The sequence below is a fragment of the Acidovorax sp. 62 genome (genome assembly GCF_002754495.1).
Classification (GTDB): domain Bacteria; phylum Pseudomonadota; class Gammaproteobacteria; order Burkholderiales; family Burkholderiaceae_C; genus Acidovorax.
In genome coordinates this window covers 3486702-3510181 of the sequence record NZ_PEFJ01000001.1, presented here as the reverse complement: position 1 = coordinate 3510181, position 23480 = coordinate 3486702, and the positions used below count along the sequence as shown (strand labels likewise).

21 protein-coding genes are annotated in these 23480 nt (G+C 64.9%); 12 read left to right on the top strand and 9 right to left on the bottom strand.

What is annotated here, in order from left to right:
• Nucleotides 1–5 precede the first annotated feature (5 nt).
• The 5 genes from CLU86_RS15785 to CLU86_RS15765 all read left to right on the top strand — a co-directional run bounded on the left by CLU86_RS15785 (nt 6) and on the right by CLU86_RS15765 (nt 4686).
• Nucleotides 6–689, top strand: coding sequence for an SPOR domain-containing protein (locus CLU86_RS15785; protein ID WP_099656946.1), 684 nt, complete (start codon nt 6–8; stop codon nt 687–689).
• 82 nt (nt 690–771) lie between these two features.
• A complete protein-coding gene (locus CLU86_RS15780) occupies nt 772–1428 on the top strand; it encodes a thiol:disulfide interchange protein DsbA/DsbL (RefSeq protein WP_099742272.1) in 657 nt (218 codons plus the stop codon).
• Between the two features lie 111 nt (nt 1429–1539).
• The gene (gene lptA / locus CLU86_RS15775) at nt 1540–2214 is read left to right on the top strand and encodes a lipopolysaccharide transport periplasmic protein LptA (protein WP_099743615.1); all 675 of its coding nucleotides are present in this window, start codon (nt 1540–1542) and stop codon (nt 2212–2214) included.
• Nucleotides 2211–2993 (top strand): LPS export ABC transporter ATP-binding protein, encoded by a 783-nt coding sequence (lptB, locus tag CLU86_RS15770; RefSeq protein WP_099742271.1) that lies wholly within the window; start codon nt 2211–2213, stop codon nt 2991–2993. Before lptA ends, lptB begins: the two co-directional genes overlap by 4 nt.
• A 64-nt stretch (nt 2994–3057) precedes the next feature.
• The gene (locus tag CLU86_RS15765; protein WP_099742270.1) at nt 3058–4686 is read left to right on the top strand and encodes an RNA polymerase factor sigma-54; all 1629 of its coding nucleotides are present in this window, start codon (nt 3058–3060) and stop codon (nt 4684–4686) included.
• A gap of 47 nt (nt 4687–4733) precedes the next feature.
• Here the strand turns inward: CLU86_RS15765 and CLU86_RS15760 are convergent, their stop codons facing one another.
• Nucleotides 4734–5273 carry a hypothetical protein gene (locus CLU86_RS15760; RefSeq protein ID WP_099742269.1) on the bottom strand — a complete coding sequence of 180 codons (540 nt, stop codon included), beginning with the start codon at nt 5271–5273 and terminating at the stop codon, nt 4734–4736.
• Nucleotides 5274–5658: 385 nt separating this feature from the next.
• On the opposite strand from CLU86_RS15760, the gene CLU86_RS15755 reads away from it, so the two are divergent.
• Genes CLU86_RS15755 through CLU86_RS15745 form a run of 3 tightly spaced genes read left to right on the top strand, consistent with a single transcriptional unit; the run spans nt 5659 to nt 7972 of the window.
• Nucleotides 5659–6120 carry a thioesterase family protein gene (locus tag CLU86_RS15755; protein ID WP_099742268.1) on the top strand — a complete coding sequence of 154 codons (462 nt, stop codon included), beginning with the start codon at nt 5659–5661 and terminating at the stop codon, nt 6118–6120.
• 42 nt (nt 6121–6162) lie between these two features.
• Nucleotides 6163–7467 carry a class I SAM-dependent RNA methyltransferase gene (locus tag CLU86_RS15750; protein WP_099742267.1) on the top strand — a complete coding sequence of 435 codons (1305 nt, stop codon included), beginning with the start codon at nt 6163–6165 and terminating at the stop codon, nt 7465–7467.
• The gene (locus CLU86_RS15745) at nt 7457–7972 is read left to right on the top strand and encodes a putative toxin-antitoxin system toxin component, PIN family (protein ID WP_099742266.1); all 516 of its coding nucleotides are present in this window, start codon (nt 7457–7459) and stop codon (nt 7970–7972) included. Before CLU86_RS15750 ends, CLU86_RS15745 begins: the two co-directional genes overlap by 11 nt.
• A 218-nt stretch (nt 7973–8190) precedes the next feature.
• Here CLU86_RS15745 and CLU86_RS15740 read toward each other — a convergent pair whose 3' ends face one another.
• Together CLU86_RS15740 and CLU86_RS15735 are read right to left on the bottom strand one after the other, a co-directional pair.
• Nucleotides 8191–9027: a hypothetical protein gene (locus tag CLU86_RS15740; protein ID WP_099742265.1), complete on the bottom strand. Its 837-nt coding sequence runs from the start codon at nt 9025–9027 to the stop codon at nt 8191–8193.
• A 45-nt stretch (nt 9028–9072) separates the two neighbouring features.
• The gene (locus CLU86_RS15735) at nt 9073–10737 is read right to left on the bottom strand and encodes an FMN-binding glutamate synthase family protein (protein ID WP_099742264.1); all 1665 of its coding nucleotides are present in this window, start codon (nt 10735–10737) and stop codon (nt 9073–9075) included.
• Nucleotides 10738–10913: 176 nt separating this feature from the next.
• Here CLU86_RS15735 and CLU86_RS15730 point away from each other — a divergent pair, with 176 nt between their 5' ends.
• The 3 genes from CLU86_RS15730 (at nt 10914) to CLU86_RS15720 (ending at nt 14484) form a co-directional block, all read left to right on the top strand.
• Complete coding sequence (locus tag CLU86_RS15730; RefSeq protein WP_233195055.1) at nt 10914–11780, top strand: UPF0149 family protein; 867 nt, start codon at nt 10914–10916, stop codon at nt 11778–11780.
• Between the two features lie 320 nt (nt 11781–12100).
• The gene (locus CLU86_RS15725; RefSeq protein ID WP_099742263.1) at nt 12101–13582 is read left to right on the top strand and encodes a SulP family inorganic anion transporter; all 1482 of its coding nucleotides are present in this window, start codon (nt 12101–12103) and stop codon (nt 13580–13582) included.
• Between the two features lie 464 nt (nt 13583–14046).
• Nucleotides 14047–14484, top strand: coding sequence for a hypothetical protein (locus tag CLU86_RS15720; protein ID WP_143226722.1), 438 nt, complete (start codon nt 14047–14049; stop codon nt 14482–14484).
• A 241-nt stretch (nt 14485–14725) separates the two neighbouring features.
• On the opposite strand, the gene CLU86_RS23090 is transcribed toward CLU86_RS15720, so the two are convergent.
• On the bottom strand, nt 14726–14980 hold the full coding sequence (locus tag CLU86_RS23090) for a hypothetical protein (protein ID WP_233195349.1): 255 nt from the start codon (nt 14978–14980) through the stop codon (nt 14726–14728).
• Here CLU86_RS23090 and CLU86_RS15715 point away from each other — a divergent pair.
• Nucleotides 14861–15106 carry a sterol desaturase family protein gene (locus CLU86_RS15715; RefSeq protein ID WP_233195294.1) on the top strand — a complete coding sequence of 82 codons (246 nt, stop codon included), beginning with the start codon at nt 14861–14863 and terminating at the stop codon, nt 15104–15106. The two genes, CLU86_RS23090 and CLU86_RS15715, sit on opposite strands and share 120 nt — an antisense overlap.
• A gap of 134 nt (nt 15107–15240) precedes the next feature.
• Here CLU86_RS15715 and CLU86_RS15710 read toward each other — a convergent pair whose 3' ends face one another.
• The 5 genes from CLU86_RS15710 to ssuD form a co-directional block, all read right to left on the bottom strand.
• Nucleotides 15241–16842: a hypothetical protein gene (locus CLU86_RS15710; protein ID WP_143226721.1), complete on the bottom strand. Its 1602-nt coding sequence runs from the start codon at nt 16840–16842 to the stop codon at nt 15241–15243.
• Between the two features lie 354 nt (nt 16843–17196).
• Entirely contained in the window at nt 17197–18879 is a 1683-nt protein-coding gene (locus CLU86_RS15705) for a hypothetical protein (protein WP_099742260.1), read from the bottom strand.
• 761 nt (nt 18880–19640) lie between these two features.
• Nucleotides 19641–21095, bottom strand: a complete 1455-nt coding sequence (locus CLU86_RS15695; RefSeq protein WP_143226720.1) for a hypothetical protein — start codon at nt 21093–21095, stop codon at nt 19641–19643.
• A gap of 616 nt (nt 21096–21711) precedes the next feature.
• The gene (locus CLU86_RS15690) at nt 21712–22200 is read right to left on the bottom strand and encodes a nuclear transport factor 2 family protein (protein WP_099742257.1); all 489 of its coding nucleotides are present in this window, start codon (nt 22198–22200) and stop codon (nt 21712–21714) included.
• Between the two features lie 104 nt (nt 22201–22304).
• Nucleotides 22305–23453 carry an FMNH2-dependent alkanesulfonate monooxygenase gene (gene ssuD / locus CLU86_RS15685; protein WP_099742256.1) on the bottom strand — a complete coding sequence of 383 codons (1149 nt, stop codon included), beginning with the start codon at nt 23451–23453 and terminating at the stop codon, nt 22305–22307.
• Between the last annotated feature and the right edge of the window lie 27 nt (nt 23454–23480).

The window sequence follows — 23480 nt, the reverse complement described above, 5'->3', positions numbered from 1 at the left end:
CTACCATGAAGAAAAAGCAGTTGGGCGGAACCATCCTGGGTTTCATTCTGGGCGTCATCGTGGGACTGGGTTCTGCCCTGGCCGTGGCCGTGTATGTGACCAAGGTGCCCGTGCCGTTCTTGAACAAAGGCAGTGCACGCGGGGTGGACCAAGACGCCGCCGAGGCCCAAAAGAACAAGGACTGGGACCCCAACTCGCCGTTGCGCAGCAAGTCTGCGGCCAAGGCCGCTGCGCAGGCAGCGGCTGCCGCATCGGCCCCCGCCGCCAGTGGCCCGGTGACGCCAGCCCAGACGGCTGCCGCCACGCCAGACCCCAAGGCGACGGCCGCATCGGCCCCTAAAGCGGCTGCCAGTAAGCCGGAAAAAACCGACACTGCCAAACCCGCCGCCACCAGTGCCGACCCGCTGGGCGACCTGGCCAAAGCCAAGGCCGCAGAATCCGGTGGGGCCGACCCCTACGATTATTTTGTGCAGGCCGGGGCCTTCCGCACCCAGGCCGATGCCGACGCCCAGCGCGCCAAACTGGCCATGATGGGCTGGGAAGCCCGGGTGAGCGAGCGCGAGCAAAATGGCCGCCCGGTCTTCCGCGTGCGGGTGGGCCCGTTCGCCAAACGGGATGACGCTGCCGCCCTGAAGGACAAACTGGACGACACCGGCGTGGAGTCCGCGCTGGTGCGCGTGCAGCGCTGACGTTTTTGCGCCCGGCCGTTGCTGAACTTTTTCCAGGTACGCCGCTCACATCCCCAAGACCAGATCAAGGAGTGTTCTTTTCATGAAACGTCGCGAGTTTTCCCTGTCCGCCGCTACGGCGGTTGCTGCCTCTGCCGTCACGCTGCCCATGGCCACCCCCGCTGTGGCGCAAGTGCGCCAGTTCAAGGAGGGCAAGGACTTCCAAAAGCTCTCCAAGCCCGTCGCGACCGAAGCGGCTGCCGGCAAGATCGAAGTCATCGAGTTCTTCTGGTACAGCTGCCCCCACTGCAACGCCTTTGAGCCCGTGCTGGACGCCTGGATCAAGGCGGCATCCAAGGACCTGGTCATTCGCCGCGTGCCCGTGGCGTTCAACGCCAGCTTTTTGTCGCAGCAAAAGCTGTACTACGCCCTGGAAGGCATGGGCAAGCTCGACGCTGTGCATGCCAAGGTGTTCCGCGCTATCCACGTTGAAAAGCTCAAGCTGACCAAGGACGAAGATATTTTTGCCTGGGTGGGCAACCAGGGGGTGGACGCAGCCAAGTTCAAGGAGATCTACAACTCCTTCAACGTGGCCAACCAGGCCCGCCGTGCGGCCCAGTTGCAAGCCGACTATGGCGTCGAAGGCGTGCCCTCCATGGGCGTGGCAGGCCGTTATTACACCGATGGCACCATGGCTGGCAGCATGCAAACCGTGCTGCAAGTGGTGGACTATCTGGTGAGCTCGGTCCGCAAGGGCTGATGCGCCTGCGGCATACGCCGTGCCACCTCGCTACCAAAAGCCCGCGCAAGCGGGCTTTTTTTGTTCTGGGGTGCAATGCATGGCTACAATGATTGCAAGATTCGTGCCCTCATGAAACATCGCATTACCCCCCTCCTTGTGCTTGCAGCCTTGACCTGCGCCTTTGGCGTGGCGCAAGCTGAAAAGGCCGACCGCAGCAAGCCCATGAACATCGAGGCCGATGCGCTGCGCCACGATGAAGTCAAGCAAACCAGCGTGTTCTCTGGCCGCGTGGTCATGACCAAAGGCTCCATCGTGCTGCGCGGTGCGCGGCTGGATGTGCGCCAGGATGCCGAGGGCTACCAGTCCGGCATCGTCACGGCCGAAGCGGGCAAACGCGCGTTCTTCCGCCAAAAGCGTGACACTCTGCCGGGCGCGCCCGAAGAGTTCATCGAAGGCGAAGGCGAAGTTATCGAGTACGACGGCCGTACCGACAACGTGCGCTTCATCACCCGTGCCGAGCTGCGGCGCTACCGTGGCGGGGCCTTGAGTGACGAGATCACCGGTGCGGTTGTCGTCTACAACAACCTGACCGATGTCTTCACGGTCGATGGCCAAAAGAAGTCCCTGCCCGCCAGTGGCTCTGAAGGCCAGGCCAGCAGCGGTGGCCGCGTGCGGGCCGTGCTGGCCCCCAAAGACCCCAAGACGCCAGCTTCGGCACCGGGCTCCAGCGCGACCAGCCCGGCCCCTGCAGCCTCGGCGCCCGTGCTGCGGCCCAGCACCTCTTTGGGCGGTGCCACCCAGTGAACGATCGTTCCGTGCAAGCCTCGGCAGCGGGGCCGTCTTCCAGTCGCCTTGAGGTCGCCCACCTGGCCAAGTCATACGGCAGCCGCAAGGTGGTCAAGGACGTGTCCCTGGTGGTGCAAAAAGGCGAGGTCGTCGGTTTGCTGGGCCCCAATGGGGCGGGCAAGACCACCTCGTTTTACATGATCGTGGGGCTGGTGCGCAGCGATGCGGGGGATATCCGCATCGACGGCCAATCGGTGGCGCACATGCCCATCCACAGCCGTTCGCGGCTGGGCCTGTCGTATTTGCCGCAAGAAGCCTCCATCTTCCGCAAGCTGACGGTGGAAGAGAACGTGCGCGCGGTGCTGGAATTGCAGCGCGATGAACACAACGCCCCCCTGTCGCGGGCGGCGATTGAAGAGCAACTCACCTCGCTGCTGCAAGAGCTGCGGGTGGACCACCTGCGCGCTTCGCCCGCGCTGGCTTTGTCGGGTGGTGAGCGCCGCCGCGTCGAAATCGCCCGCGCCCTGGCCACGCAGCCCCGCTTCATCCTGCTGGACGAGCCCTTTGCGGGCATTGACCCCATCGCGGTGATCGAGATCCAGCGCATCATCGGTTTCCTGAAGGCGCGCGGCATTGGTGTGCTCATCACCGACCACAACGTGCGCGAGACCCTGGGCATTTGCGACCACGCCTTCATCATCAGCGATGGCCGTGTGCTGGCGCAGGGCACGCCGACTGAGATCGTGGACAACGCCGAGGTGCGCCGTGTGTACCTGGGCGAACACTTCCGCATGTGATGGCTTGGCGCGGTGTGGCTATGCGGTGTGTGACGGATCGTGCGGTGTTGCAGGGGGCTGAGGCATGAAGCCCGGCCTGTCCCTGCGGGTCTCGCAGCACCTGGCCCTCACGCCGCAGTTGCAGCAGTCCATCCGGCTGCTGCAGTTGTCGACCCTGGAGTTGGGGCAAGAGGTTGAGCAGATGCTCGACGAAAACCCCTTCCTGGAGCGCAACGCCGATGAAGCCGTGCGCGAAGAGTTTGGCTTGGAGCACGCCGACACCCCCGTGCAGGCCGACGAGTACAGCGCAGACGATGCTATCTATTCAGGAGCTGCCAGCGCTTCATCCACAAGCGCTGAGGCCACTTCTGATGCGCAAAGTGACGCCTCGGGCGATGCCGACTACACCAGCAGCACCGCCTCTGACGAGCCCGATTGGGGCGGGGACGGCACGGTGGAGATGGCGCCCAATGAGAGCGAGTGGGGTGGCGATGCCCCCCCGCGCACCCGCAACGACATGGAGGGTGACGAGGCCGATGCCACGGAGCTGGCACGCTCGCAAGAGTCCCTCACTGCCTTTTTACACCGCCAGGCCCTGGCGCTGCGCTTGTCCGAGGTGGACCGCGCTGCCTTGCGCTTCCTCATCGAATCGCTGAACGACGATGGCTACCTGGAAGAGCCGCTGCAAGAGCTGGCCGTCAGCCTCGCGGGCCCGGATGACCTGGAGCAGATTGACGAGCTGGTGCACCGCTTTACGGTGGCCCAGCGCCTGCTGCAAACCCTGGAGCCTGTGGGCGTGGGCGCCCGCAATCTTGCCGAATGCCTGACCCTGCAACTCAGCGCCCTGGCGGCCGACCCTGACAGCGAGGCCCCTGCGGCCGTGGTACAGACCGCCTTGCTGATCTGCCAGCAGCCGCTGGAGATGCTGGCCCGCCGCGACGTGCGCCGCCTCACCCAGGCCTGCACCGAAGGCGGCGCTGCGGGTGAAGAACGCACCCGCGCCGCCATGGCCCTGATTGCTCGGCTGGAGCCGCGCCCCGGGCGCCGCTTTGCCGACGTGGAGCGCAACATCATCATCCCCGATGTGATCGTGCGCAAAGCCGGGCGCGCCAATGGCAACAGCGGGCAGCAGAACTTCATCGTGGCGCTGAACCCCGATGTGATGCCGCGCCTGCGCGTGCATGACATCTACGCCGGTGCGCTGCGTGGCCACAAGGGCGGCGAGGGCCACCAGGGCATGCAGCAGCGCCTGCAAGAGGCGCGTTGGTTCATCAAGAACATCCAGCAGCGCTTTGACACCATCTTGCGTGTCTCGCGCGCCATCGTGGAGCGGCAAAAGAGCTTCTTCACCCACGGCGAGCTGGCCATGCGCCCGCTGGTGCTGCGCGACATTGCCGACGAGCTGGGCCTGCACGAGTCCACCATCAGCCGCGTGACCACGGCCAAATACATGGCCACGCCCATCGGCACCTACGAGTTGAAGTACTTCTTCGGCTCCGGCCTGGGCACCGAAACCGGGGGCAACGCCTCCAGCACCGCGGTGCGTGCCCTCATCAAGCAGTTTGTGGCCGCTGAAAGCCCCACCAAGCCCTTGTCGGACAGCCAACTGGCCGAAATGCTCAAGGAGCAGGGCATCGAATGCGCCCGCCGCACGGTGGCCAAGTACCGCGAATCGCTCAAGATTGCGCCAGCCAATTTGCGCAAGTCGCTCTGAGAGCCTGCCACCGGCAGGTTCCAGAGCTCTCGGGCTTGAGCCCGGGTTTACTTGGCGGCAGGGGCGCGCCGCAAAGACCGCAGCATTTCCAGCGCCAGTGCCGTGGGCTCTTCGGCCTGGCCGTTGGCCAGTACCGTGAAGGTCACTTGCAGTTCATTCATGCCCAGGGCGCCTTGGGTCAGGTGCTTGAAGCCGCCGGTATCCGGTGCCCGGTCCGTGGCCGAGAAGTAATACCCCACCTTGCCCGAGGCCCCGAGGTCTTTGAGCGGCAGCTCGGCCTCCACGGCTTTGGGCTTGGCCCGCGTGGCTGCGCCTTGCACCTGTGCCCGCAGCTCGCTGGGGGTGGCAGGCTGCGCGCCATTCACAGGCCAGATGGGGGTGACCACCATTTGCAGTGCGCTCGCGTCGGGGCCGCTGATGGCCACCGAAGGCGGCAGCTCGGCCCGGGGGCGGCGGACTTGGGCGTGCCATTGGGCGGGGAGGTCGATGACCAGATCGTCGTGGCCGGGCAAGGCCACCCGCAGTTCTTCGGCATGGACGGGCAGGGCGCAGGCCAGGGCCAGCAGGGTGATGAGTCGGCGGAGCATGGGGCGAAACAGGGTGGGAGTCAGAGGTACAGCACTGTAACCACCTGCGTGGCTAAGAGCGGCTCACCAAACTCCCCTGGCGTCGTTGTTCCGCCTTGTCGTACTCCTTGTACTGCCTGCGGCTAAACGCCTAGCCAGGGCCATGGCGCGGGGCAGCCGCTAAAATCGCCACTGTTGCATAGGGCGGGTAGCAGGTGCAGGTGCTGGGGCCGCCTTGCCAAAGCGCGTTGCCACCCGCCAGAGCCCCGCCTGGATGTGGCGAAGCCCCACTGAACCTGCCGAACCTGCCACTGGGCCTGCCACCGCCGGGCCACTTGTTGCCCCCCGGCCCGGCATACCCCAAGGGCGCTGCCCACCAGCCACCACCATTCACTCCCTTCGCGCGATGTCCCGCATTGTTTTCGACCTTCCCGAGCAGCTTGGCTTTGCCACCGAGATGCAGATCTACATCAGCCACGTGAACCAGGGCGGGCACCTGGACAACGCACAGCTGTTGAGCCTGGTGTCTGAGGCGCGCGTGCGCTTTTTCAAGTCGCTGGGCTATCCGGAGGCCGATGTTGGCGGCCTCTCCACCGTGGTGGGCGACATCGTGGCGCAGTACCAATCCGAGGGCTTTCACGGCGAAACCATGCGGGTGGAGATGGCGCCGACCGACTTCAACCGCTACGGGTTCGACCTGCTGTTTCGCATGACCGAAAAAACCAGCGGCCGCGCTGTGGCCCGTGGCAAAGTGGGCATCGTGTTTGTCCACCGCAGTGACCGCAAGGTAGCGCCCATCCCTGACTCCATTCGCCAACTGCTGCTGGCGCGTGCGCCAAGCGCTGCGGGGGCTTCCACACCGCTTTAAACGCCAGGGCGTGCCCTGACCGCGTATCCTGACGCCCAATTTATGAACCAACTCCAACTCTTTCTTCCCTGCGCCGCTGGCGTAGAGGGCTTCCTCGCCGATGAGGTGCATGGCATCACCGGCCTCACGGGGCAAGACCTGCTGGTCGGGCGGGGCGGCGTGCTGCTGCGCAGCTCGTGGCGCCATGCGCTGCAGCTGAACCTGCACAGCCGCCTGACCCAGCGGGTGCTGGTGCAACTGGCCCACCGGCCTTACCGCTCAGAAAACGACCTGTATGCCATGGCCAGCGAGGTGGCCTGGGAGATCTGGTTCACCACGCGCCAGAGCTTCAAGATCGAAGTCACGGCCCAGCACAGCCCGCTGCAGAGCCTGAACTTCGCTGCCCTCAAGGTGAAAGACGCGGTGGCCGACCGCTTCCGTGCCAAGTCCGGTGTGCGCCCGGATGTGAACACCCAGTGGCCCGATGTGCGCATCCACCTGCACCTGACCACCGACGAAGCCACGATCTACATCGACACCTCGGGCGAGCCGCTGTTCAAGCGCGGCTGGCGCGAGGACAAGGGCGACGCGCCCCTGAAGGAAACACTGGCCGCCGCCATGATCGCCGCCAGCGGCTGGGACCCGCTCGGTGACAACCCCCAGCCCCTGTACGACCCCTGCTGCGGCAGCGGCACCATTGCCGTCGAAGCCGCGCAGATCGCCTGCCGCATCCCCGCGGGCATGCTGCGCCGCTTTGCTTTTGAAAAGCTGCTGCCCTTCCAGGCGCATGTCTGGACTGCTATCAAAAACGAAGCTGACAGCGCCATCTGCAAGAGCCCTGTGCCCATTTTTGGCAGCGATGTAGCCCACCGCATGGTGGACTTTGCCCAACGCAACGCCGAGCGTGCGGGCGTGGCCGACGCCGTGCAACTGCGCGGTGGCGATGCCCTGCAGCGCATGCCGCCGTGCGAGCAGCCCGGCGTGATGCTGCTCAACCCGCCCTACGGCGAGCGCATTGCCGCCGCAGGTAGCGCGGGCCGCAACGCCAGCGAGCGCGCCGCTGACCGTGCCCAGGGCATGGCCGTGGGCCGCGAAGAGGCGCACACCGACGATGGCGGCGAGTTCTTCAGCCAACTGGCCACGCACTGGAAGAAGAACTACAGCGGCTGGACGGCCTGGATGCTGACGCCCGACCTCAAACTGCCCGGCAAGATGCGCCTGAAGGAATCGCGCCGCGTGCCCATGTGGAACGGCCCCATCGAATGCCGCATGTTCCGCTTCGATCTCATCAAGGGCTCGGTGCGCGCACCCCGTGCAGGGGCTGCGGGCGAGGGCGGCGCCCAACCCCCGGCCAACCATGGCCAGTAAACCCCTGCGCGCCGTGCTGGCGCTGCCCGCCCAGCCGGTGGGCGACGAGCCCGTGCGCCCCCTGGTGCTGGACACCAACATCGTGCTCGACCTGCTGGTGTTTGCCGACGAGGCCGTGGCCCCGGTGCGGGCGCTGCTGGCCGCAGGCCGCCTGCAATGGGTGGCCACGCAGGCCATGCGCACCGAGCTGGCCCGCGTGCTGGCCTACCCGCAAATCGTGCCGCGCTTGGCCTACTACCAGCTCACCGCCGCCGATGTGCTGGCCCGCTACGACGCGCAGGTGCGCTGGGTGGACGTGGCCCCGCGCGTGTCGGCCGTGTGCAAGGACGCCGACGACCAGCAGTTCATCGACCTGGCCGTGGCGCACCGCGCCATCTTGCTCAGCAAGGACAAGGCCGTCATTTGCATGCGAAAACGGCTGCTGGCGCTGGATACGCAAGCGGCAATAGCTATTGTTTTGGTAGCAAGTGATGCCGCCGTGGCCGCAGAGGTCGCTGCAGCGTAACCCTACGTGTGGGTGGTGTGGTGGTGGTTTTGTCGGGGGGCTGTCGGGTTACGCCTTCGGCTAACCCGACCTACGCCGTTGAACCCTTGCTGGGCCTTGCTGCGTCCCGTAGGTCGGGTTAGCGCAGCGTAACCCGACGTTCTTTGGTTTGGGCACGGCCTGACGGGTGATGCCTGCGGCTCGCCCGATCTGCATCTGCCTGCATCTGAACCCGCCTCTCAGGCCATCAAGTCATACGCCGCGCGCACGCGCTGCACATCGCGCCCCAGCTTGCGGCTTTGGGGCAGGTGGTGGGCCAGGCGCAGGCGGCGCACGCTTTGTGCCATCACCGCTTGCAGGGCCGGGCCCCGGGCCGCAATCCACTGCGCCCACAGCGGGCGCGCGTCTTCCAGTGCGCCGCACTGGCGCAGGTAAATGGCGGTGGAGTGCGCGTAGCACAGCGCATCGCGCCCGTGGCACAGAGGCAGCGGCAGCACGGCCATGGGGTCGTCCTCAAAGTCCACGTAGCCCACCACGCCATCCGGGCAGCGCACCAGGTTGCGGGCAAAGGCCTGGCTCAGGCAGGCGCCCTGGTTGTGCACCAGCTCAATGGCGCGCAGCCCCTGCACCCACAGGCGCAGCACGGCCTCAGGGCCTGCGGGCACGGCCGCCTCGATCTCGTTGCCCAGCGAGGGCGTTTGCTCGGCCGGGCGCCCCAGGTGGCGCATCAAAAAGCCGTTGTCTTGCGCGGCCAGCACCGTGGGCACGCGCAGGCCGCGTGCGGCCAGGTCGCGCAGGCGCTGCACCTCGGTGGCGATGGCAATGTTGCCACCCAGGTTGGGCACAGGCTGCAGCACGGGCAGGCCAAACAGCAGCGCCAGCGCGCCCAGCACGCGGTAGCGCGCCATGCCGTGCGGCGTGTTGGCTTTTTTCACCCACACCTGCTCGTCGCCCAGGCGGTAGCAGGCGGCATTGAATTGCTGGGTTTGCAGCTGGCGGGCCAGGAAGGCGGCGTAGTCCACCGCCGGGGCGGGGGCGGGCACCTGCAGGTGCTCTGAAATGGCGGGCAAATTCATGAAGGCGGACAGCGGGAAGCGAAAGCGGAAAGCGCAGGCGGCAGGCTACACCGCAGTGTGGGCCTGAAAACTGTAGGGGTTGGCCAGGGGCCAGTATTGGCGGAACACATTGTGCTGCGCCTCCAGCGGTCCCAGCAGCGCGCCAGGCTCCACGCGGGCGATCAGGTTGGAGAGCAGGCGCACCTCGGTGTCGCTGATGCGGCGCACGATGTGGTGCGCGGTGATGTCGCTCGGGTGCATGAGGCCCGCCGCCTGCACCAGCTCTTGCAGCGCATGCAGCGTGCTGCGATGGAACTGCGCCACGCGCGTGGCCTTGTCGGGCACCACCAGGGCCTGCTGGCGCTGCGGGTCTTGCGTGGCCACGCCTGTGGGGCAGTGGCCGGTGTGGCAGTTTTGCGCCTGGATGCAACCCAGCGCCATCATGAAGCCGCGCCCGGCGTTGCACCAGTCGGCCCCCAGCGCCATCATGCGGGCGATGTCGAAGGCGCTGATCACCTTGCCTGCGCAGCCAATGCGCACCCGCTCGCGCAGGTTCACACCCACCAGCGTGTTGTGCACCAGCAGCAGGCCCTCTTGCAGCGGGGCTCCGACGTGGTCGGTAAATTCCACCGGCGCAGCACCCGTGCCGCCCTCGGCCCCATCGACCACGATGAAGTCGGGGGTGATGCCGGTCTCCAGCATGGCCTTGACGATGGCAAACCATTCCCACGGGTGGCCCAGGCAGAACTTGAAGCCCGTGGGCTTGCCGCCCGAGAGCTGCCGCAGCCGGGCGATGAACTGCATCATCTCCACCGGTGTGCTGAACGCACTGTGCCGTGCGGGCGAGATGCAGGCATGGCCCTCGGGCACGCCCCGGGCGGCGGCGATCTCGGCCGTCACCTTGGCGCCGGGCAGCACACCGCCGTGGCCGGGCTTGGCTCCCTGGCTCAGCTTCAGCTCGATCATCTTCACCTGCGGGTCTTGCGCGTTGGCCGCAAAGCGCTCGGGGCTGAAGCTGCCATCGTCGTTGCGGCAGCCAAAGTAGCCCGATCCAATCTCCCAGATCAAATCGCCGCCATGCACGCGGTGGTGCTCGCTGATGCTGCCCTCGCCCGTGTCGTGCGCAAAGCCGCCGTTCTTGGCGCCCAGGTTCAGCGCCTTGATGGCCTGCGCCGACAGCGCGCCAAAGCTCATGGCCGAGATGTTGAACACGCTGGCCTGGTAGGGCTGGGTGCATGGCGCCGCCGAGGCCGATGCCGCATCCGGGCTGCCGCCAATCCACACCCGAAAGTCGTGTGAGGCCAGTTGCGTGGGCGCCATCGAGTGGTTGACCCACTCATAGCCTTGCGCCCCCACATCCAGGTGCGTGCCAAAGGGGCGGTTGTCCGGGTCGCCCTTGGCGCGCTGGTACACCAGCGAGCGCTGTGCGCGCGAGAACGGTGCGGCCTCGCTGTCGCTTTCAATGAAGTACTGGCGCACCTCGGGCCGCACGTATTCGAGCATGAAGCGGATGTGACCGATGACCGGGTAATTGCGCAAGATGGCGTGGCGCTGCTGGCGCACGTCGTAAATGCCCAGGGCCACCAGGGCCGCCAGCACCGCCAGCGTGGCCAGCCACACCAGTGCAGGCCCCCAGACCACCAGGGCCGCCGCATTGAAGAGCAGGGCGGCAATGCACAGCGCAAAGGCTGTGTAGCGCACCGGGTAGAGCTGGTTGAGTTGGTGGATCATGGCGGTCGCTAGAGGGGTTCGGGATGCGGCGGGCTACACTCGCCGCCTTGGCGCGGCGCGCACCCGCCGATTTTGGGGCCGCTTTGCGCCCCGGCCGGGCGGGCCGGTGCGAGGCATCATAAGAGCTTTGCCACCTGCGCGCCCCGGCTGCCTTCCCCCTATCGGAGCCCTCATCCATGACCCCCACCGAATCCTCCACACCGCAGGCCGACGCCGACCTGACCCCTGCCAACGCCGCGCCTGCCGACAGCACCGTCGGTTTGGCCCCCGAAGAGCTGGAAGAGCTCGACAACCTGCTGGACGACCTGCGCACGCGCGGCGAAGAAATCCCGCAGTGGGAGTTCTGCGACGGCTTCATGACCGCGCTGATCTGCAGCCGCCGCCCCATCGCCCCGGCCGAATACCTGCCCATGCTGCTGGGCGACGGCGCTGAGCTGGAAGTGGCCGACGGCGAACCCCTGCCCCTGCTGCCCGCGTTTGCCGATGCCGCCCAGCAAGCGCGCTTCATGGACCTGTGGATGCGCCGCTGGAACGAGATCGTGACCCAGCTCGACACCGACGTGAAGACGCTGGACGACGACCGCACCTTCCAGCCCGAAGCCATGGACATGCGCGGCGCCGTGGCCAGCCTGCCCGAGGAGGAACGGGCCGAGATGGCGGGCCAGGAAATCCCGTCCTTTGGCCAGGTGTGGGCCCTCGGCTTCATGTTCGCCGTAGAAAACTGGCCCGAAGACTGGGCCGCCCCCCGCGACAAGGAAGCCGCCAAGTGGCTGGACGATGCGCTCAGCAGCGTCGTCGCCCTGACGGAAGACGACACCGGCAAGCCCGAAGTCTGCATGTACAACGAAGACGGCCCCCCCAGCACCAGCCAGGCGCGCGTGGAGACTTTTGGCGAAGCCATCTGGGCCGTGTACGACCTGCGCCAGCTGTGGAAGAGCATGGGCCCCCGCGTGGAGACCCTGCGCAAAGCCCCAGAGCCTGGCCGCAACGACCCTTGCCACTGCGGCAGCGGCAAGAAGTACAAGAAGTGCCACGGAGGATGAGTACAACCCCCTGAGGCGCTACGCGCCTTCCCCCTTCTCTCGAATCGCTATGCGATTCGGGAAGGGGGACGCCACCAGCGCCTGCAAGCAAAGCGCCGCCCGCGCAGGTTGGCGGCCCTTGCGCGGTGGCCGCTGGTAGGGCTGCGCGCACCGACGAGATCGGGATTGATGCGAACTTGTGACCCCCTATCCTCGGTGAGATGTAATGTGTTTTTGCTATTTAATTTATAGCTGCTTGCGCTTTGTAGGTAAGCGCTAGAGCCTTTTTGTTTGATATGTCTCGCAGCGCGCCTTCGGGCGCGCTTTGCTTTGCAGCTTCCATGAATCCATCTTTCCTCACCCGCCTGCGCGCCGAATGGGCGCCCAGCATTCCCCGCGAGCTGCTGGCCGGGGCCGTGGCCACCTTTGCGCTGATCCCCGAAGTCATCGCCTTCTCCTTCGTGGCAGGCGTGGACCCTTCGGTGGGGCTCTTTGCCTCGTTTGTCATCAGCCTGGTCATCGCTTTCACGGGCGGGCGGCCCGCCATGGTGTCGGCGGCGGCGGGCTCGGTGGCGCTGGTGGCCGCGCCGCTGGTGCAGTCGCACGGGCTGGGCTATTTGCTGGCGGCGGGGTTGCTGGCAGGCGCGGTGCAGGTGGCGTTTGGGCTGATGAAGCTGGGCGTGCTGATGCGCTTTGTGTCCAGCTCGGTGCGCACGGGTTTCGTGAATGCGCTGGCCCTCCTCATCTTCGCCGCGCAGCTGCCGCACCTGCACGGCGCCAGTGTGGCCACCTGGGGTGCGCTGGCGTTGGGGCTGGCGCTCATCTACGGCCTGCCGTGGCTGGGCCAGCGGCTGGCGTGGCCTGCGCTGTCCGTGATCCCGTCGCCGCTGATCTGCGTGGTGGTGCTCACGGTGCTGGCGTCCGCCCTGGGGCTGAAGCTGCCCGCGGTGGGCGATCTGGGCCAACTGCCCGATGCACTGCCCGTGTTTGCGCTGCCGCAGGTGCCCGCGTCGCTCGACACGCTGCGCATCATCCTGCTGCCCGCACTGGCGATTGCCATGGTCGGCCTGCTCGAATCGGTGCTCACCGCCGCCGTGGTCGATGAACTGACCGACACCCCCAGCGACAAGAACCGCGAATGCGCGGGCTTGGGGCTTGCCAACATCGCAGCCAGCCTGTTTGGCGGCATTGCGGGCTGCGGCATGATCGGCCAGGCCGTGGGCAACGTGAAGTACGGCGGGCGCGGGCGCCTGTCCACGCTGTTTGCCGGGGTGTTCCTGCTCATCCTCATGGTGGCGCTCAAGCCCTGGGTGTCGCAGGTGCCGGTGATTGCGCTGGTGGCCATCATGGTCATGGTGTCGGCCGAAACGTTTGACTGGAAATCGCTGGGCGCCCTGGTGCGCCACCCGCGCCTGTCCAGCGCCGCCATGCTGGCCACCGTGGCCGTCACCATCGCCACCCACAACCTGGCCGCTGGGGTGGCCGTGGGTGTGGTGCTCAGTGGGGTGTTCTTTGCGTTCAAGGTCTCGCGCATGCTCGATGTGCGCATGCACGACGATGCCCAGACCGGCCAACGCACTTGGCACGTGTCCGGCCAGGTGTTCTTTGCCTCGGCCGATGCGTTCATCGAGGCGTTTGACGTACTGGGCGCCGAAGGCCGCGCGGTGTGCATCGACGTGACGCACGCGCACTTCTGGGACATCACCGCTGTGGCTGCACTCGACAAGGTGGTGCAGCGCTTGCGCCACCACGGCTGCACGGTGCAGGTGCTGGGGCTCAATGAGGCCAGCGCGGTGCTGGTTGACCGCATTGGGGTGACGTGACACCTGCCGTGGCGCCGCAGGGCGAGACAGGCGTTTCAACGATGCGGTGTTCCCTTTCACGCTTTGCTTGACTGCCTACTGTGTCAGCACCCTCCCGGCGCTTGCCACCAACCGGCCAGCAGGCAAAAAATTGGTTAGCCGATCTAACTGCACAACTGCGCTTTGGACGATACGAGCTAAGCGTGTGGTCAATAATTCGCCGACTTATCAGGCTAACCTGGGGCGACCGCCTACCCTTCCATCCGCCGGATGTGTAAGTGCTTGCCCGTCGGCGTCGGCTGCGTTTATTTAGCGAACCGCTGGCAGACCCACCCTCTGTGGTTCGGGTACCACGAGACAACGTCAGCAGGAGGGAGTTATATATCGCTCGGCGTATGATTTTCAGTCAGTGGTCTGACGCTACGCCCAGGTAGCAGTACGGCTGCTTTTGAATTATCAAAATTAGATGAGCGGGAGGATGGATCGTGTTGGCTCGTGTTGTTTGTTTTTTGGCTGCCATCGGTATGTTTGGCCTATCTTGGGGATGCTATGTCGAGAACAAAGCTTTTCGGCTGTATGGGCTGAAAGCCCAATTAGCCCCCATCGATAGTTATATTGATAAAACCACAACATTCAAGCGAAAAAGAGACAGCCCCTTCTTCGATAACACGCCCAGGGAATACAAAAGTAAGGGTATCTCGACCTATTTCATGACGGCAAATAAAGAGCGTATTGAGGTTTCAGCTGGTGTCCCCAGTTGGGTCGTTGACAGAATGATCAGTGGCCAAGATGTCCTGGTTACTTACGTCTCGAACAATCCCAAATTGGTTCGATACGATGACCACACGGCCAACACAACCGGTGCCGCCATTACCGGTCTCATTCTCCTTCTTGCTTCTTTTATCCGCTGGCGCAGAAGTTAGTTTTTGCGGTGGTTTGAGCGTCGCATGCCCGAGGGCTGTGTGAATCACTCCGGCGCGGGAGGTGTCCGGTGCCCCCTGAGCTTGCCGCTGGGCAGCAGAAACAAAAATATCTGCGTTCACGCCAACATGCTGGGCTATTACCCCTGCGTCAAAAACTTCTTCAAGTTCCTGCCGTCGTGCTCCGCACCTTGTGCTTGAGCGAGGGTGACCAGCCCAGCCGCACGCCCGGCATGCCCAGAGCCTAGCTTGACCAGCGCCAGAAGCTGAAGTGGTCACGGTACGTTGCGATCAGGTCGTTGGGTGTGAAGGTGATGGTGCCGTCGATGATGTTGTGCACCTTGCGCCCGGTGGCGCTGAAGAGATAGTGCGTCTCCCAGTGCGCTCGGCCGCCCCGGTCGGCCTGTTTCTGCACAGCGACCTGCGAGCGCCCCAGTGGCTGGGTTACTTCGTACAGCGCCCTGAAATGCATACCGTGCACCACGAAATAGACCACCACGCCCAGAACTATGGGCTGCCTTTGTGGGATCTGCTGTTCGGCACGTGGACTAACCCCAAAGAGCGCTACACCGCTTTGGGGGCGACGACGCGAGGTCCGAACGCTCGCCGAAATGCTCATTTTTAGAGACGTGCACAAGTCATAGCTAGACCGAGGCACAGAGCGTCGTGCATACCTGAGAGCGGTGTGGGCCGGCCTCGCCACTGGACCAGATATTCACTTCAGCGATGGCCTGGGCGCAAAGACCGGGGAGCCGCGCATTACATCAGCAGCGTCAGCAGGTGCTGCTGGTCCGGCGTCTCGCGCCGGTCCACCACGCGGTGCTTCACCACCGTTTCATGGGTTTCCAGCTGCTGCCGGTCGGTGCTGCGCACGGCACTGGTGAGCTTGTTATCGGCTGCGCTGATCAGGGTGCTCACGGTGCGGTGGTCCTGGATGGCATACCGGTCGAAGTTGCCCGATTCCACGTTGAGTGCGCCGTCATAGCGCGCCTTGGCGTAGTTCGATTGCAGCTGCTCGCTTTGCGTCTGAATGATGCCTGCCGTCTTTTCCTTGCGGTCCGCATCGACGGTGGTCTTCTGGTTGATGGCGTATTGCGCCTTGCCCTGTTCGTTGACATTGCCCCAGCGGTTGTTACGGCTGAAGTCGCCGCTGAAGCTGGCCTCAAAGTCCACCAGGCCGCTGAGCAGAGGCTGCACCTTCTCGACCAGGGCCGCGTCCACCGCGCCGGTCTCGCCCACAGGGGTGTCGCTCGCCGTGGTGGGCGCTGCACCGTGCAATTGCGAAAAGCTGCTTTTGAACAAGGCCACCAGCTTTTCATCGGCGTGGCCGCGGTCTGCGGCGGCATCGATGAGCTGCAACTGCTGCGCAATGGCCGCCTGGCGCTGCTGCGCGCTGCCCGTTTGAAAGGGTGGCGTGGCGTCCAGCCGCAGGTCCATCTTGCCCGCAGCGCCCTGGTACGACAGCGAACTGCCGCCATCGCCCAGGTGCAAGGCAAATGACCCCAGGGCCGCCGAAGCCGTAGGGTTCTGAATGTCCAGATTCAGCTGCGAAAACGCGCTGCGGTCATAGGCCAGCAGGCCCGAGAGGTCGATCTCCGGCGCATCGGCATCGCCCAGCCCGGCCAGCGTGTCCTCCAGCCCCTGCGACAGCGCGGCCAGTGCCCGACGCTCGGTCTCGCTCAGCGGCCCGGTGCTGCTGACGGACACCTGCAAGCCCTGGCTGCTGCCCTCGCCCAATGCCCCTGGCTGCCGGTTGACCGCAATCTGCAAGTCCACCGTCTGCCCCGACCGTGTTTTGATCTGCAGCGTGACGGTGGTGGCGCCTTTCTGAAGGCGGTCAAACTGCTCTTTCAGGGGCTGCGTTGGGTCTGCCGCCGACAGCAAGGTCTGCTGGTAATTGAGCGGCGATGTGGACGGGGCGGAGGCCAGCGACAACAGCGCACTGCCCAGGCCGTTCCATTGGCTGGCCAGGGTGCGCTCGGTGCTGCGAAACTCGTTGCGCGCCATCTGGCGGCTGATGGCATCGCCAGCGGGCGCGGTGGCCCAGGCCTGCACACGCTGCGGCTCTGTCGCCGGGCTGTCGGGCAGTTCAGCCTTGGGCCCCGATCCCCAGGCGACCGACACCAGCGGCCCGTAGGTGTTGTCGGGCGGCACCACCCGGTCTTGCGGCAGGGGGCTCCAGATCAGCGACGCCGTGGGGGCCGCATCGTCAGAGGCCAAGGTCAGCGCCGTGGCCGCCACAGACACCGAGGCCTGCGCGCTGCCGCCCGCCTCTTGCACCCGCTGGCGCAGCGCCTCGCGATCGATGGAAGGCGTTGGCACAGCCCCGCGCACGGCAGACAACGGCGATAGCGACGTCAAGGGCATTCCCTCCCGGGGTGTTGGGTTGACAAACAGTTATCTATTTATCGGCGCGTTGGGGGGAATCTGTAGGGCGGGTTGGCGGGCAAAGTGCGGCACGTGCAGGCTGGCGGCCCCGCCAATGCGGTAGCCAGGCCTGTTGCCCCGCTGTATGGTGAGTTTGCTATGTATTTGATAGCTTTTGGCGCTTGCTTAGAAAGCGCTAGAGGCCTGTTTGGTTTGTATTCGGGCCACTGCGTGCAGCTGGTGTGAATGCGGCTGCCGAGTGAACAGGGTTGCGATAGGGTGCTTTGGGCCCAGAGCGGACTTTCGACCAGGTTCAACTCAATGCAAGTGGACATGGTCAAGTCAAACTCATCGTGCGGAGGCGACGGTCCGCTCCATGCTGGCAATCAAGACCGCATCGACCTCGTCCGGATCCTGTGCCTGCCGTTGCCGGAGGCGTTCAAGCACCGTGCCTGTTGCGGCATGGTCTCGCCACGCTTCGATGGTCCAGTCGCCACGCAGATGGACTACCCAGTTTGTCTCGTTCTTCATGGCGTCGAGCAACTCGCCTTCGGTATCCGGGTTGGCTCCGTGGCTCAACAGCAGCTCGACAAGTGGCAGGCAGATCGAACGCATCTCCGTGCCTCGACCGCACAGGAGCAACGCGACGGCACCGAGAAGAGGTCCGCGCCAATGCAGGCTCTTGTAGCTACCCGCCGCGCCTCTGCCTTTGCTCGACAGCTTTTCCACGCACAGGCGCACCGTCATGTTTGCGTCCAGGCCTCGGGCAAGCAGCCCGCCAATGAAGTTGGCGACCAGGTTGGCATCGCGCTGCGGGACAAAACGGCGCTCGTCGCTTAGCGTGGCATCGGTTATCCAGGCCAGATTATCGGTATCGAAAAGGCCCTTTAGCACCTGGTCCTGAAACGCATCTGGCTCCATCCAGAATGCAGCGCTCGCACCGCTTGCGAGAAGTTCGTTGGCCAGGGTCAACGGTCTGCATCCCATCGTGGGGTGACGAAACAAGTTGCGCAGCAAGGAGATGGGGCGGTCATCCCACAGCGGAGTGTCCAGGTCCACCCCCGCGGCGACCAGCTCGGCAACGGTGTCGGCGTCGCGTTCCTGAAAGTACATTCGCTCGAGGCGGCGTTGATCACTCATGGTCGGCGGCGGTACGGAGCGCGCCCCCAATGCCTCCAACACGGCCAGTACGCCTGGCCGGTTGTCGAATAGAAATCTGCTGTTGAAGAGCAGACTCCCCTCCAGTTGGCCCTTGTGGGCCCAGCGGATCTGCGCGTTGACGTCAACGCCCTCGAGCGACGCCAGCAAGGCCAATAGCTCAGGATACTCGCAGAGCACAAGCAGCACATTTGCGGAACGCCACAGCGCCGAGGGATCGGCCTGCGGCGCCTCGACGAGCGTGCGCAGCAGTGCCGGTGCCGCCTTACCGCCGTGGCGCTGAATCGCCCCAGCGATCTCGTCGACCCAAGCAAGGCAAGCGATCACGTCAGCTCCGGCGTTCAACAAGGCCGACACCGCCTTGCCAAGGCTGGCCTTGGCCGCATGTACCAGTAGCGGCGCGCCATCGACGAGCGCGTCCTTCGGTGCACCGCCCTTGATGGCCTTGGCGAAGGCTGCTTCCTTGCCCTCGAGCAGCAACTCCAGCAGCTCCTCCTCCTCGGTCAGCGTCGGCGCCGGGAAGGCCTTGGCCGCAACCTTCTTGCCGCCCTGGTAGTGCAGCGTTCGCGTTTCGCCGACCTGCCCGTACCAGATGCGTACCCGGATGTGCGTCGCGCCAGCGTCGTGCAATGCCTGGATGTGCGCTTTCTCCAGTTCGTCGCCGGATGAGCTGTCGACCACGAAGCGCAGCGTCTCGCCGCGCAGCGACGCACTGGCCAAGAAGGGCTTCTCCCAGTCGTCGAAGCACTCTTGCAGGGGTGCGGGCCACTGGTCGGCGTACTGGCCGACGGCGCCCTGCAGATGACCGTGCAGCGCAGAAAGCATGAGGGCATCGGCACCGATGCAGGTAAAGGTCAGGATGTTGGAAGACATGGGGCTGGAGTTGAGAGGCGAAAAGATTGGCGACGAGGCAGCGGAGTTAACCGAGTTTTCCGAATCCAGAGCCTTGGCTCTGCGTAGAAGGTTTCTTTCCGCAAGATGCGTTTACACAGCGCGCGCTGGCCCGCCGCTGCCGGGCAGCAGTTTGCATGGGCCGCGCATTTCAGCCCGGGCAGGCCCCGCATGCAAGCCAGCGCGTGGCACCGCGCCGCCACCTACAGGCGGGCCGTGGACCCGGCCTTCGCCAGTGCGCGCCTAGGCGCGTGGCTGGACATGCAGGTGCAGCGAAAGCGAGTTCTGAAGTGAGCTGGGTGGACCGGGCCACAGAGGCCAGGCGCCATTGTGTCGGGGCCTGGTGCACGCTGGCTTGACAAGTTGTCCACTGAGTCAGGCTGCCCTGGGGCAACGCTGAAGTGACACGCACAGAGCATGGTCAGGAGGTCGCTTTGACACCACCGGATGACACCACCGGACTTCTCGAACTGCGGAGAACTGGCGGCCGCCCGAATCTTCGGTTCGCTGTCCGGTCGATTTGAACTGGCAGCAATTTAGATCGGCAACCCGAATGGGGTCGCCAGTGTCACCGACCTGTGGAAGAGCGCTGCGCAAACGGCATGACTGGGCTGAGGGCTCGCTCGCGCGGCGGGGTCGGGTAGCCCAAAGACTTTCGATGTTCGGCCCCAGGTGGCTCGAAGCGCCCGCGCCGGCAGGTTTAGCGGGCAGCTGTTATCCACAGCGCGCAAGACGGCAATCGCTCACGTGCTTGAAAACACCAGTTCCTCAGGCTCACCGGCATCGGTATGCCAGAACACGCTCAGGTGCAGCGGGCCTTTGCGGTTGCCCGCGTTGTAGCTCTGCGGAGTGGTTTGCATCTGGCGGAACAATTCTTCCAGGTAGCCCATGTGCAGGGACTCGCGGCGGATGGGCTGCGGTGTGACCAGTTCGAGTTCCAGTGTGCCATTGAAGTTCTTGTCCTGGGTAAAGCCGCTGTTCATGAGGCCCACCGCCACCTTGTTCACCAGGCTCGCCAGGTGATGGGCGGCGTGCCGGGTGGCCACCTCTGCGTCAACGGAGCCGATCTTCATGCGGTATCCGTGGGAGCCGTCGGCCGCCATGGTCTGGCGGATGTCCAATGACTGCAGACTTTCTTCCTCGAAGATCGCCTGGTTGAGCAAGGTACCTGCCGGTATGGACAAAAATGCCCCATAGCCCCACTGGTGGTAATCCTCGGGACACAGGTAAACGAGGCTATGGCCGCCTGCCACCTGAAGGTGGGCAGGGTTGCCCAGCCAGAATTTCCAGCGCGATGGCAGGACAACCGAGCTAACCACCGTGCCATCAGGTCCATAGCTGTTGAGAAGATCAGCCCCACACGACGCTGCATACAGGGCTTCTTCGTTGTGCCAGAACAGCAGCGTACCCTTGAACTGGTCTGGATCGAAAGCGGCAATTTTCTCTGCAAGCAGCAAATCATCGGATGCGGCTTTGAAAATGCCTGATCTGTCTGCGAAGAAAATTCCATCCGGTGTCTGAACCGTGGAAAAAACATACCCGCTGGGTCGCTCTATCTGAGGCCCCGGCGTGCCTCGGCTCAGAGAAAAAGGGACGAGGAACGCCGCGCCATTTTCACCGCCGGTGCCGAGATAGACGGTGTCGCCCATCCTCAAAAAGTCGATCGCATTGACTGGACGATCGCCATCGCTGACAACAGCGCATTCGCACACCTTAGTGCCTTTGTGGTCGTAAACCACCCATCCCCGCCGGCCTTCTTCAAAGAAGAAGCCAGCCGCGTGATGCAGGCCCCGCACCCTGGCGTTGTTGAATTCCAGGCGGCGCTGTTCCAGGTAGTTGTACGCGATGAATTTCGGCGTATCGGTCTCCTTGAGAACAAGCCATCCGTCTGCGAAGCTGATCAGCGCGCAGTCGGTGAAATTTGCCGTTTCATGGTGGTGCAACAACTCGAGATTGAACCCGATACTGTCCTTGCCGGTGTGTGCCTGTTTCAGAACGGCGCCGTCGGCGGCCACCAAAGGGTCTGCCACCCTTTCGCAGGGGTGGGCAAGGCTGAGAGCACCGTTCTCCACCTTGTTGACCAAACCAGCTCGAAAATAAAATGCCTTGTCTTTGGAAAAGACACCGTTTGCGAAATTGAGGGTTGGGTAGATCAAAATTTTCCTTCGTGAATCGGCCGCCGGATCTGCCGCCTTCATGGGCGTACCTCTTGCAGCGAGCCCGTCTTGGAGGCTGGCGCCTCGAACGGCTCGAAGGGGGCCGGCCTGTCGCCCTCGAACCGCTTGCATGGGGGCCGCTTGCCGCCATCACCCGCGCACCGCTCGCGACCGAAGAGAGGCTTCATCGGCCCAGGCGCGGGCCTAGCTGCGCGACTGCAATGGAGGGTGCAGCGCAAACGGCTTTTCGGACATGCGGCAGAGACAGCAGGTACGGCGACATCTGCCAATGGCCTATTGTGGCGAAACCCCAGACCTGGTCGGTGGACGAGTTGTCCACTCGAAGGCTCCCGATGCGCTGCACGCCGGCCGGTTCAGTGGCAGGGCCAACCCATCCCACGCCGGTCCATGGCATTCATGCATTCCCAAACCGACAGCGCACACTCAAGGCGAAAGCGCCCCCTGCCTCATCGGCAAGAAGCGGACGTTTAGCTTCTCGGCCCAGCTGGCCGCTGCAGAATGTGGGTAGCCGGTCGCCCATCCGGCATCGAAAGACTGTTTCTGGCCGATAGTACTCACTCGCGGACGCGTCGCGCATGAGCCTGCAGCGGACCTTCGCGCTGTCTCAGACGCTATTGCCAGTGAACAGCAACCCCCATCACCCCTGCGCCAAAAACTTCTTCAAGTTCCCCGCCGCCGTACTTCGCACCTTGCGTTTGAGCGAAGGCGACCAGCCCAGCAGCACGCCCGGCAGGCCCAGGGCCTGGCGCGACCAGCGCCAGAAGCTGAAGCGGTCGCGGTGCGTGGCGATGAGGCCGTCGGGCGTGAAGGTGAAGGTGCCGTCGATGATGTTGTGCACCTTGCGCCCGGTGGCGCTGAAGAGGTAGTGCGCCTCCCAGTGCGCGCGGCCGCCGTTGGTGTCGGCTTCGATGCCGCTGAACTCCAGCTTCCAGTGCTCGGCCGCGCCAGGCTTTTGGGTGGCGCTGCACAGCATGCGCCACATGCCGCCCACCTGCTCGCGGCCTTTGAGCGAGAAGGCCTCGTCGTCAAACGTAGCGTCTGGCGCGTAGCAGGCGGCCATGGTGGCGTGGTCGAGCTGGCTGAAGGCGGTGTAAAAGCGCTGCAGGGTCTGGGCGTTGGGGTGCATGGGTCTCCTCCTGAATGTGGGCGCCCATGCTACCCGCTGGGCGGTGGCCGCACTGCCGCCTGGGCGACGCTGGCCGCAGTTCAGCATGCCGCCCGGCCGCCGTATCAGCTCTGCGCGACCTTGAGCCGGGGCACGGCGCCATCGGCAATGGCTTCTCCAAACGGGCTCAGCAGCGTGGCGCCCACCTTCTCTTGCACCGCCACGGGCAGCAGCGGAAAGACCAGCTCGGCAAAGCGGTAGGCCTCTTCCAGGTGCGGGTAGCCTGAGAGCACAAACGTGTCAGCCCCCAGTGCCGCGTATTCCTTCAGGCGGTTTGCCACTTGCTGCGGGTTGCCCACCAGGGCCGTGCCCGCGCCGCCGCGCACCAGGCCCACGCCGGCCCACAGGTTGGGGCTGATCTCCAGCTTGTCGCGCTTGCCGCCGTGCAGTGCGCTCATGCGCTGCTGGCCTTCCGAGTCCAGGCGCGCCAGTGCCGCCTGTGCGCGGGCCACCGTGTCGTCGTCCAGCTCGCTGATCAGTCGGTCGGCGGCGGCCCAGGCTTCTGGCTCGGTCTCGCGCACGATCACGTGCAGGCGCACACCAAAGCGCACGGTGCGGCCCTTGGCGGCGGCGCGGGCGCGGAGGTCGGCAAACTTGGCAGCCACATCTTCGGGGCGCTCGCCCCACGAGATGTACAGCTCCACCTGCTCGGCCGCCAGGTCGTGCGCAGCGGGGGACGAGCCACCAAAGTACAGCGGCGGGTGCGGCTGCTGCAGCGGTGGAAAGAGCTGGCGCGCACCTTTGACCTTGACGTGCTCGCCATCAAAGTCCACCGTCTCGCCCGCCAGCAGGCCCTTCCACACGGTGAGGAATTCACGCGCATGGTCGTAGCGCGCATCGTGCGAGAGAAAGGTGCCATCGGCCTCCAGGTCGCCCGCATCGCCCCCGGCCACCACGTTGATGAGCAGGCGCCCAGCCGAGAGGCGGTCCAGCGTGGCGGCCATGCGCGCATTGGCCGTGACGGAGAACGTGGAGGGCCGCAGCGCCACCAAAAACTTGAGCGTGCGCGTGACGGCCGCCAGGTTGGAGGCGATGACCCACGAGTCCTCGCACGAGCGCCCTGTGGGCACCAGCACGCCGCCGTAGCCCAGGCGCTCAGCCGCCTGTGCAATCTGCTGCAAATAGGTTTGGTCGACCGCCCGCGCTTGCTGCGTGCTGCCAAGGTAACGGCCATCGCCGTGGGTGGGAAGAAACCAGAAAACGTTGAGGCTCATGAGGGACTTTCAGCATCAGGAATGAAG

Coding starts and splice junctions, on each gene's coding strand:
- CLU86_RS15785 (WP_099656946.1), top strand. CDS start 6: ATGAAGAAAAAGCAGTTGGGCGGAACCATCCTGGGTTTCATTCTGGGC.
- CLU86_RS15780 (WP_099742272.1), top strand. CDS start 772: ATGAAACGTCGCGAGTTTTCCCTGTCCGCCGCTACGGCGGTTGCTGCC.
- lptA (WP_099743615.1), top strand. CDS start 1,540: ATGAAACATCGCATTACCCCCCTCCTTGTGCTTGCAGCCTTGACCTGC.
- CLU86_RS15765 (WP_099742270.1), top strand. CDS start 3,058: ATGAAGCCCGGCCTGTCCCTGCGGGTCTCGCAGCACCTGGCCCTCACG.
- CLU86_RS15760 (WP_099742269.1), bottom strand. CDS start 5,273: ATGCTCCGCCGACTCATCACCCTGCTGGCCCTGGCCTGCGCCCTGCCC.
- CLU86_RS15755 (WP_099742268.1), top strand. CDS start 5,659: ATGTCCCGCATTGTTTTCGACCTTCCCGAGCAGCTTGGCTTTGCCACC.
- CLU86_RS15750 (WP_099742267.1), top strand. CDS start 6,163: ATGAACCAACTCCAACTCTTTCTTCCCTGCGCCGCTGGCGTAGAGGGC.
- CLU86_RS15745 (WP_099742266.1), top strand. CDS start 7,457: ATGGCCAGTAAACCCCTGCGCGCCGTGCTGGCGCTGCCCGCCCAGCCG.
- CLU86_RS15740 (WP_099742265.1), bottom strand. CDS start 9,027: ATGAATTTGCCCGCCATTTCAGAGCACCTGCAGGTGCCCGCCCCCGCC.
- CLU86_RS15735 (WP_099742264.1), bottom strand. CDS start 10,737: ATGATCCACCAACTCAACCAGCTCTACCCGGTGCGCTACACAGCCTTT.
- CLU86_RS15730 (WP_233195055.1), top strand. CDS start 10,914: ATGACCCCCACCGAATCCTCCACACCGCAGGCCGACGCCGACCTGACC.
- CLU86_RS15725 (WP_099742263.1), top strand. CDS start 12,101: ATGAATCCATCTTTCCTCACCCGCCTGCGCGCCGAATGGGCGCCCAGC.
- CLU86_RS15705 (WP_099742260.1), bottom strand. CDS start 18,879: ATGTCTTCCAACATCCTGACCTTTACCTGCATCGGTGCCGATGCCCTC.
- CLU86_RS15695 (WP_143226720.1), bottom strand. CDS start 21,095: ATGAAGGCGGCAGATCCGGCGGCCGATTCACGAAGGAAAATTTTGATC.
- CLU86_RS15690 (WP_099742257.1), bottom strand. CDS start 22,200: ATGCACCCCAACGCCCAGACCCTGCAGCGCTTTTACACCGCCTTCAGC.
- ssuD (WP_099742256.1), bottom strand. CDS start 23,453: ATGAGCCTCAACGTTTTCTGGTTTCTTCCCACCCACGGCGATGGCCGT.